The sequence below is a fragment of the Rhodococcus sp. 2H158 genome (assembly GCF_053764755.1).
Window position 1 is genome coordinate 197734 of sequence record NZ_JBSNCE010000008.1, and the last position, 14372, is coordinate 212105.

At 72.1% G+C, this 14372-nt stretch carries 14 protein-coding genes; 2 read left to right on the forward strand and 12 right to left on the reverse strand.

The genetic code is table 11. The annotated features are described in order from the left end of the window. Nucleotides 1-58: 58 nt before the first annotated feature. From ACWPOB_RS10265 to ftsH, 6 genes are read right to left on the reverse strand one after another with little or no spacing between them, the layout of a single operon-like run. The gene (locus ACWPOB_RS10265; RefSeq protein WP_037200442.1) at nucleotides 59-523 is read right to left on the reverse strand and encodes a DUF3180 domain-containing protein; all 465 of its coding nucleotides are present in this window, start codon (nucleotides 521-523) and stop codon (nucleotides 59-61) included. Next, complete coding sequence (gene folK, locus ACWPOB_RS10270) at nucleotides 523-1047, reverse strand: 2-amino-4-hydroxy-6-hydroxymethyldihydropteridine diphosphokinase (RefSeq protein WP_100058552.1); 525 nt, start codon at nucleotides 1045-1047, stop codon at nucleotides 523-525. The genes ACWPOB_RS10265 and folK overlap by 1 nt, the downstream gene beginning before the upstream one ends. Further along, nucleotides 1044-1412 (reverse strand): dihydroneopterin aldolase, encoded by a 369-nt coding sequence (gene folB / locus ACWPOB_RS10275; RefSeq protein ID WP_100058551.1) that lies wholly within the window; start codon nucleotides 1410-1412, stop codon nucleotides 1044-1046. The genes folK and folB overlap by 4 nt, the downstream gene beginning before the upstream one ends. Further along, complete coding sequence (folP, locus tag ACWPOB_RS10280) at nucleotides 1409-2230, reverse strand: dihydropteroate synthase (RefSeq protein WP_100058555.1); 822 nt, start codon at nucleotides 2228-2230, stop codon at nucleotides 1409-1411. The genes folB and folP overlap by 4 nt, the downstream gene beginning before the upstream one ends. A gap of 32 nt (nucleotides 2231-2262) precedes the next feature. Further along, the gene (folE, locus tag ACWPOB_RS10285; protein WP_100058554.1) at nucleotides 2263-2910 is read right to left on the reverse strand and encodes a GTP cyclohydrolase I FolE; all 648 of its coding nucleotides are present in this window, start codon (nucleotides 2908-2910) and stop codon (nucleotides 2263-2265) included. Between the two features lie 38 nt (nucleotides 2911-2948). Continuing rightward, nucleotides 2949-5252, reverse strand: a complete 2304-nt coding sequence (gene ftsH, locus ACWPOB_RS10290) for an ATP-dependent zinc metalloprotease FtsH (protein ID WP_455400741.1) — start codon at nucleotides 5250-5252, stop codon at nucleotides 2949-2951. Between the two features lie 224 nt (nucleotides 5253-5476). Here ftsH and ACWPOB_RS10295 point away from each other — a divergent pair, with 224 nt between their 5' ends. After that, nucleotides 5477-7597, forward strand: a complete 2121-nt coding sequence (locus tag ACWPOB_RS10295; protein ID WP_455400742.1) for a protein kinase domain-containing protein — start codon at nucleotides 5477-5479, stop codon at nucleotides 7595-7597. Here ACWPOB_RS10295 and hpt read toward each other — a convergent pair. The 4 genes from hpt to dacB are packed head-to-tail and all read right to left on the reverse strand — an operon-like array spanning nucleotide 7585 to nucleotide 11598. After that, on the reverse strand, nucleotides 7585-8139 hold the full coding sequence (gene hpt, locus ACWPOB_RS10300; protein WP_100058254.1) for a hypoxanthine phosphoribosyltransferase: 555 nt from the start codon (nucleotides 8137-8139) through the stop codon (nucleotides 7585-7587). The two genes, ACWPOB_RS10295 and hpt, sit on opposite strands and share 13 nt — an antisense overlap. Before the next feature lie 20 nt (nucleotides 8140-8159). Continuing rightward, nucleotides 8160-9158 (reverse strand): tRNA lysidine(34) synthetase TilS, encoded by a 999-nt coding sequence (gene tilS, locus ACWPOB_RS10305; protein WP_455400743.1) that lies wholly within the window; start codon nucleotides 9156-9158, stop codon nucleotides 8160-8162. A gap of 2 nt (nucleotides 9159-9160) precedes the next feature. Then, complete coding sequence (locus tag ACWPOB_RS10310) at nucleotides 9161-10201, reverse strand: zinc-dependent metalloprotease (RefSeq protein ID WP_455400744.1); 1041 nt, start codon at nucleotides 10199-10201, stop codon at nucleotides 9161-9163. Then, nucleotides 10192-11598 (reverse strand): D-alanyl-D-alanine carboxypeptidase/D-alanyl-D-alanine endopeptidase, encoded by a 1407-nt coding sequence (dacB, locus tag ACWPOB_RS10315; RefSeq protein WP_455400745.1) that lies wholly within the window; start codon nucleotides 11596-11598, stop codon nucleotides 10192-10194. The genes ACWPOB_RS10310 and dacB overlap by 10 nt, the downstream gene beginning before the upstream one ends. A gap of 170 nt (nucleotides 11599-11768) precedes the next feature. On the opposite strand from dacB, the gene ACWPOB_RS10320 reads away from it, so the two are divergent. Next, a complete protein-coding gene (locus tag ACWPOB_RS10320; RefSeq protein WP_003938269.1) occupies nucleotides 11769-12260 on the forward strand; it encodes an inorganic diphosphatase in 492 nt (163 codons plus the stop codon). A gap of 54 nt (nucleotides 12261-12314) precedes the next feature. On the opposite strand, the gene ACWPOB_RS10325 is transcribed toward ACWPOB_RS10320, so the two are convergent. Together ACWPOB_RS10325 and ACWPOB_RS10330 are read right to left on the reverse strand one after the other, a co-directional pair. Continuing rightward, on the reverse strand, nucleotides 12315-13424 hold the full coding sequence (locus tag ACWPOB_RS10325) for an SRPBCC family protein (protein WP_455400746.1): 1110 nt from the start codon (nucleotides 13422-13424) through the stop codon (nucleotides 12315-12317). 11 nt (nucleotides 13425-13435) lie between these two features. Then, entirely contained in the window at nucleotides 13436-14266 is an 831-nt protein-coding gene (locus tag ACWPOB_RS10330; protein WP_455400747.1) for a crotonase/enoyl-CoA hydratase family protein, read from the reverse strand. Between the last annotated feature and the right edge of the window lie 106 nt (nucleotides 14267-14372).

The following is a 14372-nucleotide window of genomic DNA, read 5'->3' on the forward strand; positions in this document are numbered from 1 at the left end:
ACTACTGGGCGCGGCCGCCGGGCCCCGAGAGTCGAGCGCACAGGCTCCGCCGCCCAGGTCAGGTCGCGGGCTCGTCCGGGTCTTCCGGTGTCCGGCAACAGTGTTCGAGCCACAGTGCGGCAGCCGCGAGCGCCACGCCGGCGAGCAGCCCGACGATCACCCCGGCGCTGTCCTCGACCGCGGCCTGCAGCACCGGCCGCTGCGGCACCAGGTACAGCAGGAATCCTGCCCAGATGCCCGCGCTGGCCGCCCCGACCAGAGCCGACGCCTTCGCCAGCGCCACCGCGCGGGCCGCCGTGATGGGATGCAACTGGTGCGGCCCGTCGCCGATCTCGTGCTTGCCCACCCGAGAACGGATCATGAACGCCAGCACCACCTCGACGATCGCGACCGGGTACAGCGACGCCCCCGCGTAGACGGGGATCGGCGGCAAGGTGCCGTACAGGCCGCGCGCCAGCAACCACGCCGCGACGGCGGCGAGCACCGCCAGCGCCAGCAGGTCCCGGATACGCGTCGCCTTCATCACCGCGGCGGCTCCAGCCGGTACTCGGTGCGGCGCACCCCTTCGCGTTCGTCGACGTCGAGAGCGGCGAGCCACTCCGTCAACGGCCGTCGCGTGCCGTCGACCGTCAGCGTCGCCTGGGGTTCGACGTCCCACCACGGGACGAGCACGAAGGCGCGCAGGTGGGCGCGCGGATGCGGCAGGGTCAGTTCGGCATCGGCGCTGAGAACCTCGTCACCGTCCGAGTCGTGGCAGGTGACCACGTCGACGTCGAGGCTGCGCGGGCCCCACCGCTGCTCCCGGACCCGGTCGGCGGCGGCCTCGAGCTGCCGGCCCAGCTCGAGCCAGCCGCGGCAGTCCAGCGACGGGTCCTCCGCGACGACGACCGCGTTGAGGAAGTCCTGCTGCTCGACCCCGCCCCACGGCGCGGTCGAGTACACCGGCGACACGGCCACGATCCGATCGGCGAGGGCCTCGGTGACCGAACGCAGGTGCGCCGGCCGGTCCCCGATGTTCGACCCGATGGACAGCACCGCCCGGCTCACGAGCCACTCCGGGTGCGATCGACCACCACCGCTACGTCCGCGAAGGTCAGCGGGATCGGCGCCGACGGCTTGTGGACGGTGACCTCGACCCGGGTGACCCGCGGATCGGTGAGGACGTCGTCGGCGATCTCTCCGGCGACGGTCTCGATGAGGTCCCGCGACGGGCCCGCGACGATCGCGGCGGCCCGCTCGGCAAGGATGCCGTAGTGCAGGGTGTCGCCGAGGGCGTCGCTCGCCGCGGCCGGCGCGAGATCGAGCCATGCGACGATGTCGATCAGGAAGTCCTGACCGTCGCGCTTCTCGTGGTCGAACACGCCGTGGTGGCCGCGTACGCGCAGTCCGCGCAGTTCGATCCGGTCGCTCACGCCGGGCCTCCCGCTGCACTGCCGCGCTGCCACGCGCCGACGACGGCGACGGCGTCGAGCGACGCCCGCACGTCGTGCACGCGCACCCCCCAGGCCCCGCGCTCCGCCGCGAGCGCCGACACGACCGCGGTGGCCACCTCGCGGCCGCCGGGTGGCCGGATCGTGCCGTCGGGGGCCGCGAGCAGGGAACCGAGGAACCGTTTGCGCGACGCGCCGATCAGCACCGGGTAGCCGAGTTCGGTCAGCTCGGGCAGCCGGTGCAGCAGTTCCCAGTTGTGGTCGGCGTCCTTCACGAAGCCGAGTCCGGGGTCGAGGATGATGTTCGCCGGCTCCACGCCTGCCGCGAGCGCGGCATCCACCTGCACCATCAGCTCATCGCGGACCTCACGGACCACGTCGTCGTAGTGGGTGGACCCGCCGGCGTGCACGAAGCCGCCCGCGGGCCGCCAGTGCATGAGGATCCACGGCACGCCGGCCGAAGCCACGACCGCGGCCATGCGGGAGTCGGCGCGCCCACCCGAGACGTCGTTGACGATGGTGACGCCGGCCTCGATCGCAGCCTCGGCCACGGACGCGCGCATGGTGTCGACGCTCGTGGGGATGCCGGCGGCGCTCAGGGCGGCGATGACCGGCGCGACGCGCCCGGCCTCGACCTCCGGGTCGACCCGCGCCGCTCCGGGACGGGTGGATTCGCCGCCGACGTCGACGATGTCCACGCCGAGGTCGCGCAGTTCCAGACCGTGCGCGATCGCCGCGTCGCGGTCGAGGTACCGGCCGCCGTCCGAGAACGAATCCCGCGTCACGTTCAGCACGCCCATCACCACCGGGCGCCCGGGGTTCGGGAGCGCGCTCACCGGCGGAGGATCAGATCCAGAGCCTCGGCGCGCGACGCCGAGTTGGTCTGCAGCAGCCCCCGCACCGCCGAGGTGGTGGTGCTCGCCCCGGGCTTGCGGATGCCCCGCATGGCCATGCACAGATGCTCGGCCTCGACGACGACGATCACCCCGACCGGATCGAGCTTGCGCACGAGCGCATCCGCGATCTGACTGGTCAGCCGCTCCTGCACCTGGGGGCGCTTGGCGTACAGGTCCACCACCCGCGCCAGCTTCGACAACCCGGTCACCCGGCCGGTGCGGCCGGGAATGTAGCCCACGTGCGCGACGCCGTGGAACGAGACCAGGTGGTGCTCGCACGTGGAGTACATCGGGATGTCACGCACCAGGACGAGTTCCTGATGGCCCTCGTCGAAGGTCTTGTCGAGGACCGAGTCCGGATCGGTGTACAGGCCGGCGAACATCTCCCGGTACGCCCGCGCGACGCGGGCCGGGGTGTCGAGCAGACCCTCGCGCTCGGGGTCCTCCCCCACCGCGATCAACAGTTCCCGGACGGCCGCCTCCGCGCGGGCCTGATCGAAGGTCCGGCCCGATGCCAGGCTGCGCAGGACCTCGCCGTCACCGCCCACCGACGCGGAATCCGTCTCGGAATCCAGGTGATTCACCGACACCAGACCGTACCTCCACTCTCGTTGACTCGGGCTCAGCGCGGACCGGTCGGCCCCTCCCACGGCTGTGTCGGCGGTGGCTCGGGAGCCACGTTCCTACCGGCCTGCCGCTCGTCGTCGGCCGGGCGCGCGGGCTGGGTCCATTGCGGATACCCAGGATAGGTGCTCTGCGGCGGCTGCTCGGACTCGGCAGGCGGCCAACCGGGTGCCGACCAGCCGGCCGGCGCGCCGTAGTCGGGCCGGGTCGCGTGGCGCGGCCCACCCGGGTGCGGCGGCTGCCCGAAGCCCGGCAGGGGCTCCGACGCGGGCGCCGGCACCGGCGCCGGATGCCCGTTCGTCGGCGCCGCGGGCTGCGGCTGCGGCTGGGCGGGCTTGGTGAAGGAGGGGCGCACCGCTTCCGGCGGCCACGGCTCGCCGCGTTCCTTCGCCAGCTCGGCCGGCGTCTTGATCGGGGGCTTGTCCGACGGCGTGCGTCCACCGAAGTCGTTGAACTCGGTGATCCGTGGCCGCTTCTCGACGGAGGCGAGGATCCGCTCGAGATCCTTGCGGGTGAGGGTCTCGTGCTCGAGCAGCTCACCGGCGAGCAGGTCCAGCGCGTCGCGGTAGTCGTTGAGGATCGCCCACGCCTCGGTGTGCGCGGCCTCGATGAGGTTGCGCACCTCCTCGTCGATCTCGCGGGCCACCTCGTGCGAGTAGTCGGACTGCACCCCCATCGAGCGGCCGAGGAACGGATCGCCGTGTTCCTGCCCGTAGCGGACGGCGCCGAGGCGGGCGCTCATGCCGTACTCGGTGACCATCGCGCGGGCGATCTTGGTGGCCTGGTCGATGTCGGAGGAGGCACCCGTCGTCGGCTCGTGGAACACGAGTTCCTCGGCGGCGCGGCCACCCATGGCCATCACCAGGCGGGCGATCATCTCCGAGCGGGTCATCAGGCCCTTGTCGTCCTCGGGGACGGTCATCGCGTGACCACCGGTGCGGCCACGGGCGAGGATCGTCACCTTGTAGACCGGCTCGATGTCCGGCATCGCCCACGCGGCGAGCGTGTGCCCACCCTCGTGGTAGGCGGTGATCTTCTTCTCGTGCTCGCTGATGATGCGGCTCTTGCGCCGCGGGCCGCCGATCACGCGGTCCACCGACTCCTCGAGCGAGGCCTCGGTGATGACGGTGCCGTTCTCGCGCGCGGTGAGCAGCGCGGCCTCGTTGACGACGTTGGCCAGGTCGGCACCGGACATGCCGACCGTGCGCTTGGCCAGCCCCTCGAGGTCGGCGTTCTGGTCGAGCGGCTTGCCCTTGGAATGCACCTGCAGGATCGCCCGGCGGCCGGCGAGATCGGGATTGCTGACCGGGATCTGCCGGTCGAACCGGCCCGGACGCAGCAGGGCCGGATCCAGGATGTCGGGACGGTTGGTGGCGGCGATGAGGATGATGCCCTGCCGGTCCCCGAAGCCGTCCATCTCGACGAGCAGCTGGTTGAGCGTCTGCTCGCGTTCGTCGTGGCCACCGCCGAGGCCGGCGCCACGCTGGCGGCCGACCGCGTCGATCTCGTCGACGAAGATGATGCACGGGCTGTTCTGCTTGGCCTGCTCGAACAGGTCGCGCACGCGGGACGCGCCGACACCGACGAACATCTCCACGAAGTCCGAACCGGAGATGGTGAAGAACGGGACACCGGCCTCGCCGGCGACCGCGCGGGCGAGCAGCGTCTTGCCCGTGCCGGGAGGTCCGTACAGCAGCACGCCCTTCGGGATCTTCGCGCCGAGGGCCTGGTAACGCGCCGGGTTCTGGAGGAAGTCCTTGATCTCGTACAGCTCTTCGACAGCCTCGTCCGCACCGGCGACGTCGGCGAACGTGGTCTTGGGCATGTCCTTGGACAGCTGCTTGGCCTTGGACTTGCCGAAGCCCATCATGCCGCCGCGGCCACCGCCCTGCATGCGGCTCATCACGAAGAAGAACACCCCGAGCAGGATGATCATCGGGAGCACGAACAGCAGGATCGACGTCAGCCAGCTCTCCTGGGTGACGGTGGTGTCGAACTTCTCGAGGCCCGCGCCGGCGACCTTGTCGAAGATCTGCTCGGACGCCGACTCCGGGTACTTCGCGAGGATCTCGGTGTTGTCTCCGGTCGCCTCGTTGCCGCTCTTCAGCCACAGGCGGACCTGCTGCTCGCGGTCGTCGATCTGCGCCCGGCTGACGTTGTTCGCGTCGAGCTGGGCGATCGCGACAGACGTGTCCACCTTGGCGAAACCGCGGGTGTCGTCGCCGAAGTAGCTGAAGGCGTAGATGACCAACAGGATGCCGGCGACGATCGCCAGATTACGGAACACTGCCTTGCGGTTCATACAGGTTCGGCCCGGCCGGCCGGTCCTTTCGATAGTGCGGTCATCATCGTGGTCGTCCCGAGGAGTCCGGCGACGAACCGGACACCGCAAGGTTACCGCGTGGACGCGCAGCGTTGCCCTCGCGCGGCCGCACGGTCCGAAGGATCAACGTCCGGGACCACCCGAGGGTTCCCGGTCGCGTCAGGTGCCTGCGGTCACGGGCCGCGGCGTGGTTATCATTTCGCATGGCCATGCAGGAGCCGGACGCTGCAACCGAGGCCGACCCGACCCGAACCACCGAGGCCGAGCCGACCCGAACGGTTGCGGCCGAGCCGACCCGAACGGTTGCGGCCGAGCCGACCCGAACGGCCGAGGCCGAGCCGACCCGAACGGTTGCGGCCGACCCCACCCGTACCGCCGCCGTGGACTTCACGCGCACCGCGGATGCGACCACCGAGCCGACCCGCACGGCCGCGGCCGTCCCCCCCGGCGAGTCGACGACCGAGCCCTTCCCGGTCCGCGTCCCTGCCGGCATCGACGACGTCGAGGCCGGGAACCGGATCGACGACTTCGACCTGCTCACCAACCTCGGCCGCGGCGCCTTCGGCCGCGTGTTCCTCGCCCGGCAGCACTCGATGCAGCGGCTCGTCGCAGTGAAGATCTCCCCCGACCGCGGCACCGAGGCGCAGACCCTCGCCCAGCTCGACCACGACTACATCGTCCGCGTCTTCGACCAGCGGATCCTGCCGGAACACGGCCTGCGGCTGCTGTACATGCAGTATCTGCCGGGCGGGACGCTGCTGCGGGTGCTGCACCGGGTGCGCACCACCCCGCCGGAGCAGCGCAGCGGCCGGCTCCTGCTCGACGTCGTCGACGAGACCCTCGCCGAGAAGGGCGAGATCCGGCCCGCCGAGTCGACCGTGCGCAGCCGGCTCGAGAGCCTGACCTGGCCCGAGACCGTCGCGTGGCTCGGCCGCCGGCTCGCCTCCGCGCTGGACTACGCCGACCGGCGCGGAGTGCTGCACCGCGACGTCAAGCCGGCCAACGTCCTGCTCACCGCGGAGGGCGTGCCCAAGCTCGCCGACTTCAACATCAGCTTCGCCGAGTCCGTCGGCGGCACGTCCGCCGTGGCGTACCTCGGCGGGTCCCTGGCCTACATGTCGCCCGAACAGCTCGAGGCGTGCCATCCCGGGCTCCCCGGCACCGCCGCGGACATGGACACCCGCAGCGACATCTACGCGCTCGGGGTGATGCTGTGGGAACTGCTCACCGGCGGCCGGCCCAACAGCGAGGACGATCTGGGCGCCGAGACCCTGCCCGCGCTCGAGACCATGCTCGCGCGGCGCCGCGCGGGACTGACCGCGGCTGCACGCGAGCGGGTCCCGGCCGACTGCCCCCAGACCCTGCTCCGGGTGCTCGCGAAGTGCCTCGAGCCGGATCCGGCGGACCGGTGGGCGTCGGGCGCGGAACTGGCCCAGCAGTTCGACCTGTGTCTCGATCCGCGGGCCCGGGACCTCGTCGACCCGCCGCCGCACAGCTGGCGGGCCCGGCTGCGCCGCCCCGTGGTGCCGATCCTCACGGCCGCGATCGCGATCCCGAACGTGCTGGCTGCCCTGTACAACTACCAGCACAACGCGAACCTGATCGTCGACCGGCTCCCACCGGACACCCATCGCGAGTTCGAACAGCTCGCGCTGATCATCAACGGGATCACCTTCCCCCTCGGCACGGTAATCATCGTGTACCTGTGCCGACGGCTGATCACCGTGCCGCGCGGCCTGCACCGCGGCCGCAGCTACGACGCGGTGGAACTCGCCCGGGCCCGGCACGACGCGCTGCTGATCAGCGACCGCGTCGCCGCGGTGGTGATGACCCTGTGGACGGTCGCGGGCATCGCGTTCCCCGTCGCGCTGCACTTCGTCGGCGGCAACATCGACGGCCCCTCGGCCGCGCACTTCCTCACGTCGATCCTGGTGTGCGGCGCGATCGCCGTCGCCTACCCGTTCTTCCTGGTCGCCTTCTACATGGTGCGATCGTTGTATCCGGCGTTCCTGCCGCACGGGGCGACCGACGCCACGGACGCCCGCGAACTCGAGGGGCTGCACCGGCGCAGTGTGCGTTACCTGGCGCTCGCGGCGGCCGTGCCGCTCGTCGGGGTCGCCGGCGTGACGTATCTCTCGCCCGAGGAGATCCAGCAGGTCCTCGTCGCGGTCCGGGTGCTGGCGGTGGGCAGCATCGCCGCGTTCGTGCTCGTGTACTGGTTGTTCCGCATCATGGAGGACGACCTGCGGGCACTGCAGCGCGGCATGGCCCCGACGCGGTCGACGCGCGAGCCGGTGGGGCCGAGCTCGGATCAGCCGGTGTAGACCTTCGGGTCGAGGGTGCCGATGTACGGCAGATCGCGGTAGCGCTCGTCGTAGTCGAGGCCGTAGCCGACGACGAACTCGTCCGGAATGTCGAATCCCACGTCGGCGACGTGGACGTCGACCTTCACGGCCTCCGGCTTGCGCAGCAACGTCACCACCTCGAGGGACGCCGGGTTGCGCGAGGAGAGGTTGCGCATGAGCCAGGACAGCGTCAGGCCGGAGTCGATGATGTCCTCGACGATCAGCACGTGCCGGCCGGCGATGTCCTTGTCGAGGTCCTTGAGGATGCGCACCACGCCGGACGAGGACGTGGACGACCCGTACGAGCTGACCGCCATGAACTCCATCTGGGTGGGGATCGGCAACGCCCGCGCGAAGTCGGTCATGAAGAAGATCGCGCCCTTGAGCACGCCGATGAGCAGTAGGTCACCCTCGGGTGCACCCACCGGGTAGCGCGTGGCGATGGTCTCGGCCAGCTCCTTCGTGCGCTGCTTGATCTGGTCCTCGGAGATCAGTACCGACGCGATGTCGTTCTCGTACACCGGGTTCTTCCTGCCTTCCCTCAGTCGTCCGCACCCTGTCGCCGGCCGACGAACTCGACGATCAGCCTGCCACGCCGACGCGTGACCACCAACCTGACGCCGGGCTCCGGCCCGCCGCCCACGGCCACCGCACCCTGCCCGCGCCACCGGCCGATCAGCTCGTCGGCGGCCCGCAGCGTGCGGTCCGTCGGCGCCGACGCCCCCGAGTCGAGCAGCCATCGCCGCAGGACCCGCCGTCGCACCGCCACGGGAGTGCCGGCGAGGGCGTCCACGGCCAGGCCGGTCCCGGCCCGGACGTCCGCGAGCCGGTGCAGGGCCAGCTCCTCGAGCGCGTCCTCGTCCTCGCGCAACTGCCGGGCCGTGCGCGCCAGGGCCGACGCGACCCCACCCCCGAGCACGTCCTCGAGCAGCGGCAGCACCTCCTCGCGCAGCCGCACCCGGGTGAAGCGCCGGTCGCTGTTGTGCGCGTCCTCGTAGGGCGCATACCCCAGTTCCGCGCATGCCCGGCGGGTGACCTCGCGGCGCACCCCGAGCAGGGGGCGGCCCCACGGATCGTCGAACTCGCACATGCCGCGGAGGGACCGGGCACCGGAACCGCGGCCCAGCCCGAGCAGCACCGTCTCGGCCTGATCGTCGAGCGTGTGCCCGAGCAGCACGGGCAACCCCGTCCGGGCCTCGCCGAGCGCCCGGTAGCGGGCCGCGCGCGCAGCCGCCTCGAGGCCGCCGGGGCCGGTCACCGCGACGCGGACGACCTGCACCGACCCACACCCGGCGGATCGCGCGAACTCCGCGGCCCGGGCGGCCACGTCGCCGGAGCCGGGTTGCAGGCCGTGGTCGACGACGACGGCCCGCACCGAATCCGCCTCGGCGACGGCGGCGGCGGTCAGGGCCGACGAGTCGGCGCCGCCGGACAGGCCGACCGCGACGGACCGGCCGTGGGCCGCGACCCAGCGCCGCACGGCCAGGCGCACCTCGTGGAGGGCAGGGGTCTCGGGCAGGAGCGGCCGCTCGGACGACACCGTCAGCCCAGCACCCGCGCGATCCACGCGTGGGGGTCGTCGATCTCGGCGAGGGTCGGCATCGCGTCCGGACCGCTCCAGACGGCGTTGAACCGGGCCATGCCCGCCCGCTCGACGACGGTGTCGACGAACTTCTTGCCCTGCACGTACTGGGCCATCTTGGCGTCCATCCCGAGCAGTGCACGGATGATGCGGTGGACGGGGTTCACGGCCCGGCGCCGGCGGTTGTCGAACGCCCGGCGGATCTGCGCGACGGCGGGCACCACGGTGGGCCCGACCGCGTCCATCACGTGGTCGGCGTGGCCTTCGAGCACGGTCCCGAGGGCCAGCATGCGGTCGAGTGCGGCGCGCTGGGGTTCGGACTGCACCGCTCGGACGAGACCGAGCACGCCGCGCTCGGCCATGGGTTTCTCCTCGCCCGGCCGGCGATCGCGCAGGACCCCGGTGATCCGGCCGGCCAGGTCGGTGAACGACTCTTCCGCGGTCCGGCCCAGCTCCGCCGCGGCCTCGCGCATCAGATCCGCCATCCACGGCGCCTCGGCGAACTGCACGCGGTGGGTGACCTCGTGCAGGCACACCCACAGCCGGAAGTCGGCGGTGGGCACCCGCAGCGCCCGCTCGACCGCGACGACGTTCGGCGCGACGAGCAGCAGCGACCGCGAGAACGGGTCGTACTGACCGAGCACGGCGGAGGAAAGGTACGCGAGCATCGCACCGGCCTGCACGCCGGCGGGCTTGCCGACCCAGCGGCCGTCGGCGGGCCCGGAACCGGTGAGGTCTGCCATCGACCTGGCGGCGGCGTGCACCCATCCGGACCGGTCGACGACCGCGGCGGGCGGCACGTCCCGCCCGCCACCGAGTCCGGTCAGCTCCCGCACCGGCGGCTCGGCGCGGTCGGCGGCCGACGCCAGCTCGGCGGCGACGGTCTCGGCGGTGTACTGCGACATCGCCGGGCCCGGTCGGGTCAGGCGCGCCCCGATCCCGGCCGCGAGCTTCCAGTCGATCGCGTCACCCAGCGTCCGGTCCTGGTCGGTCATCGGCATCCGCATCCTCGGAGGGTCGCCGCCACCGCGTCGAGGGCCGGCCGGCTCTCGCCCGGCGGACGGTCGTTGGACAACAGGGCGAACGTCAGCACCCGTCCGTCGGTGTCGACGACGAATCCGGTCAGGCCGCTCGCCTGTGACAGAGTGCCCGTCTTCGCGCGGACCCAACCCGCCCCGTCGCGGTTGGTCGAGGCGTAGCGCTCGGAAAGGGTGCCGGTGGCGCCGGCGACGGGCAGGTAGTCCAGCATCGGGCGCAGCGACGCCTGTTCGGTTCCGGCGGCGGCGGCCATCACCCCGTCGAGCAGTTGCGCGGGAATCCGGTTGTCGACGGACAGCCCGCTCACGTCGTGGAGGGTGAGCCCGGTCAGGTCGAATCCGGCCTCGCGCAGGACCGCGGAGACGCTGTCGACCGCGCCGCGGAACGACGGCTCGGCGCCCTCGGCCGCGGCGATCTCGCGGCCGACGGCCTCGGCGAGGACGTTGTCGGAGTAGCCCATCATCTGCCCGAGCCGGTCGCGCAGCGGCGCCGACTGGACCGCGGCCAGCGGGGCTGCTCCGGGCCGGGCGGTGCCGGCGGCGACCCGGGCGGGGTCGGCGCCGAGTGCTGCGGCGAGGGCCCGACCGGCGTCGAGGGCCGGGGTGGGCGTGCGCGGCGACTCGTCCGCGAGCGGGTTCAGGCGGCCGCCGTCGAGCATCACCGGTTCGATCGGTGCCACGGAACCGCCGGCGATGTCGGCCGGGAACCAGCCGGTGGCCAGGGGGTCGCCGGCGTAGGCGCCGGCGTCGACGAGCACCGTGTCGACGACGGTGCCGCTCCGCTGGATCTGCTGCACCAGGTCGGCGATGCGTGGGGCACCAGCGTAGAAGCCGGATTCGCCGACGGGCCGGGCGGTGAGGGTGGGATCGCCGCCGGCGACGAGCACGATCTCCCCCGGCCGGCCACCCTCGACGACCTTGGTGGTGACGCGGTGTTCGGCGGGCAGGGCGAGCAGCGCCGCGGCGGCGGTGAGGACCTTCGTCGTCGACGCCGGAATCATCGGCCGGGCGGGATCCTTCGACCACAGCACGGTGCCCGTGGCGGCGTCGGTGATCGAGCCGGTGAAGTTGCCGAGTCCCGCGTTCCCCAGCGCCGGTGCGAGCGTGGCCGCCAGCGCGGGAGCGGTGGGGGCGAGCGCGTCGGCGGGTACCGGCGCCACCTGCGGGGTCGCGGTGACGGGCGCCGGCGCGGGCGCTATCGCGGCGGCGGCCTCCCCGCTGCGGACGTCGGAGAGCGCGAAGGCTCCCCCCACGAGCAGCGCGACGGTTCCCGCTCCCCAGATGGTGAACAGGATCCGGAGGTTCCGGCGGCGCCGTCCCGCCAGTGTGCCCAGCTTCTTCTTGCCCTGCCCCGCCAACACGCCTCCGCTGTGTCGAATCCCGCGGCGTCCGCTCCGGCGAAACCCGCGCCCTGGTGGCCGCCCCGCTGGTCCGGCACCTGCGCCACCAGCCTAGCGCCGACCCGTTATCCTCTGTGCGGACCATCACCGCAGATACGGCAGTCGTATCGACTTACAAGTGAGGACACGGCGTGGAGTTCGAGGTCACCATCGAGATCCCCAAGGGACAGCGCAACAAGTACGAGGTCGATCACGAAACCGGCCGTGTGAAGCTGGACCGCTACCTCTACACCTCGTTCGGCTACCCCGCCGACTACGGCTACATCGAGAACACCCTCGGCGAGGACGGCGACCCGCTGGACTGCATGGTGCTGCTGCCCGAGTCGGTGTTCCCCGGCGTCATCGTCGAGGCCCGCCCGGTGGGCATGTTCAAGATGGTCGACGAGGCCGGGGGCGACGACAAGGTCCTCGCCGTGCCCGCGGGCGATCCGCGCTGGGACCACGTCAAGGACATCAGCGACGTCTCGCAGTTCGAACTGGACGCCATCAAGCACTTCTTCGTGCACTACAAGGACCTCGAGCCGGGCAAGCACGTCGAGGCCGCGGACTGGGTCGGCCGCGCCGAGGCCGAGGCCGAGGTCTCCGCGTCGATCGAGCGCCTGAAGGCCAACGGCGGGCACTGACACCACGCATCGTTCGGGCTCCGCGGCCGCCGGCTGCGGAGCCCGAACGCGTTCTCACACGTCCTGCTCGATCGCGTCCCGGACCTCGGCGAGCCGATCGAGCAGGCGCGGGCGGAGCCGGGCGTCCACCCGCGCCGACCACGAGCGCAGCGGGCGCGGCAACCGCAGGACGAAGTGCTGCCGCAGGAGACATCCCCCCGGGGTGGACTCGATCCGGTAGTCGAGGTGACCGGCGAACCAGGCGCTCCGGAAGTCCATCCCGAGCAGCTCCGGGTCCTCGATCGCGGTCACGACGCTGTCGACGGACATCCACCAGCCGGGCGCGAGCCGCACCCGCTCGTGCCACCGGGTGCCCTCGGCGGTCGGACCGGGTGGAGATTTGCTCATCCGGACGCCTGTCCGCGCCGGTACCCCCGCGTGTTCCTGAACGTCGGCGAGCAGCGCGAACGCCGCCCCGGGTGGTCGGCGCACCGGAATTCGTAGGCGGAAATCCATTGTGGTTCCAGGGCTTTCATCGACAGGCGGCGGCCCGCCCCGGCGCCGCCGGGCATGCCGCTCGGCCCGGTCCCGGATGCCGAGCAGCATCCGCCGGGACATCACGAAGTCCCCCGCGTCCATGAGGGCGGCCCAGCCGACAGCGAACGGCGACGGAGGGATGCGGAATCGCACACGATGCACCAGCCGGCTGCGGCCGGGGCCGTCCGGGCGCAGCACCAGCGCGGCGGTGACCGTGCCACCGTCGTGCGAGTGGGCATACACGAGCGAACGTCCGGGGTCGATCGACTCCACCCGGAAGGCGGCCGGGGAACCCGCGACGAGCCGGACCGGGTCGCCGACCTCGAGCCGCTGCAGTTCGGGCCGGATCTCGCGGGCGCTCGGCTTCCCGCCGTTGTCGGCGAGGTCGTAGCTGTACCAGCCGGCGCGGTCCCCCGCGCCCATCTGGACCAGCCAGGGCCACACGTCCTCGGGGTCGGCCGCGATCGACACCGCACGGGTCGCCGACCAGTGGGGACTGGGCACGATCTCGTCCCCCGGACCCCGCTGAGCCACTTCGGTCCTCGTCGCACCCCAGCGCAACTGCCACGGCCGATAGACCGTCAGATACAACAGTGGGACGACCGGCACCAGCCGGCCGCCCCACGTCAGGGCCGGATGCCGTCGCACCCGTCCATCCTCTACCGTCCCCGGAACTCCGGGGGCCGCTTCTCGAAGACTGCCGTGATGGCCTCGGTCAGGTCCTCCGACGGCAGGAACGCCGCGTTCCAGGCCGCCACGTAGCGCAGGCTGTCGTCGACGCGCGTCGAGCGGCTGTGGTCGAGGACGTCCTTGATGCCGTGCACGACCAGCGGCGGATTCGCCGCGATCTCGGCGGCGGTGGCCTGCGCGGCCGCCAGAACGGCGTCGGCGTCGGCGAAGACGTCGTTGACCAGACCGATCTTCTCCGCACGTGCCGCGTCGATGTCCTTGCCGGTGAGGGCAAGTTCGCGCACGTGCCCGTCGCCGATGATCAGCGGCAGGCGGGCAAGGCTACCCACGTCGGCGACCATCCCGACCTTGACCTCGCGGACGCTGAACTTCGCGTCGGCACTGGCGTAGCGGATGTCGGCCGCGGAGATCAGGTCCACGCCGCCGCCGATGCACCAGCCCTGCACGGCCGCGACGACGGGCTTGCGGCAGTCCGCGACCGCGGTGATCGCCGCCTGCATCCGCTTGACCATCTCGTGGAACTCGGTGCGCGGGGCGGCCAGCGCCTTGTCGGCCAGGACCTTGCCCAGGTCGCCGCTCATGGCGGGCAGGTCGAGGCCGAAGGAGAAGTGCTTGCCGGCGCCGGCGAGCACGACGGCGCGCACGTCCGGATCGGCGTCGAGCTCGCCGAACAGCACGGGCAGCTCGGTCCAGAAGTCGGGACCCATCGCGTTGCCCTTGCCGGGCCCGACCAGCGTGACGCGGGCGACGTGGTCGGCGACGTCGACGGTGAACGCTTTCCAGCGGGAATCTGCAGTCATTACTCAACAGTAATGTCTGCGCTTCGGACAGCCGACGAGGGCCGCTCGTTACAGCCTCGAAAATTCCCTGCTACCCCACTGGTGACCGCCGCGAACCGGACGGATC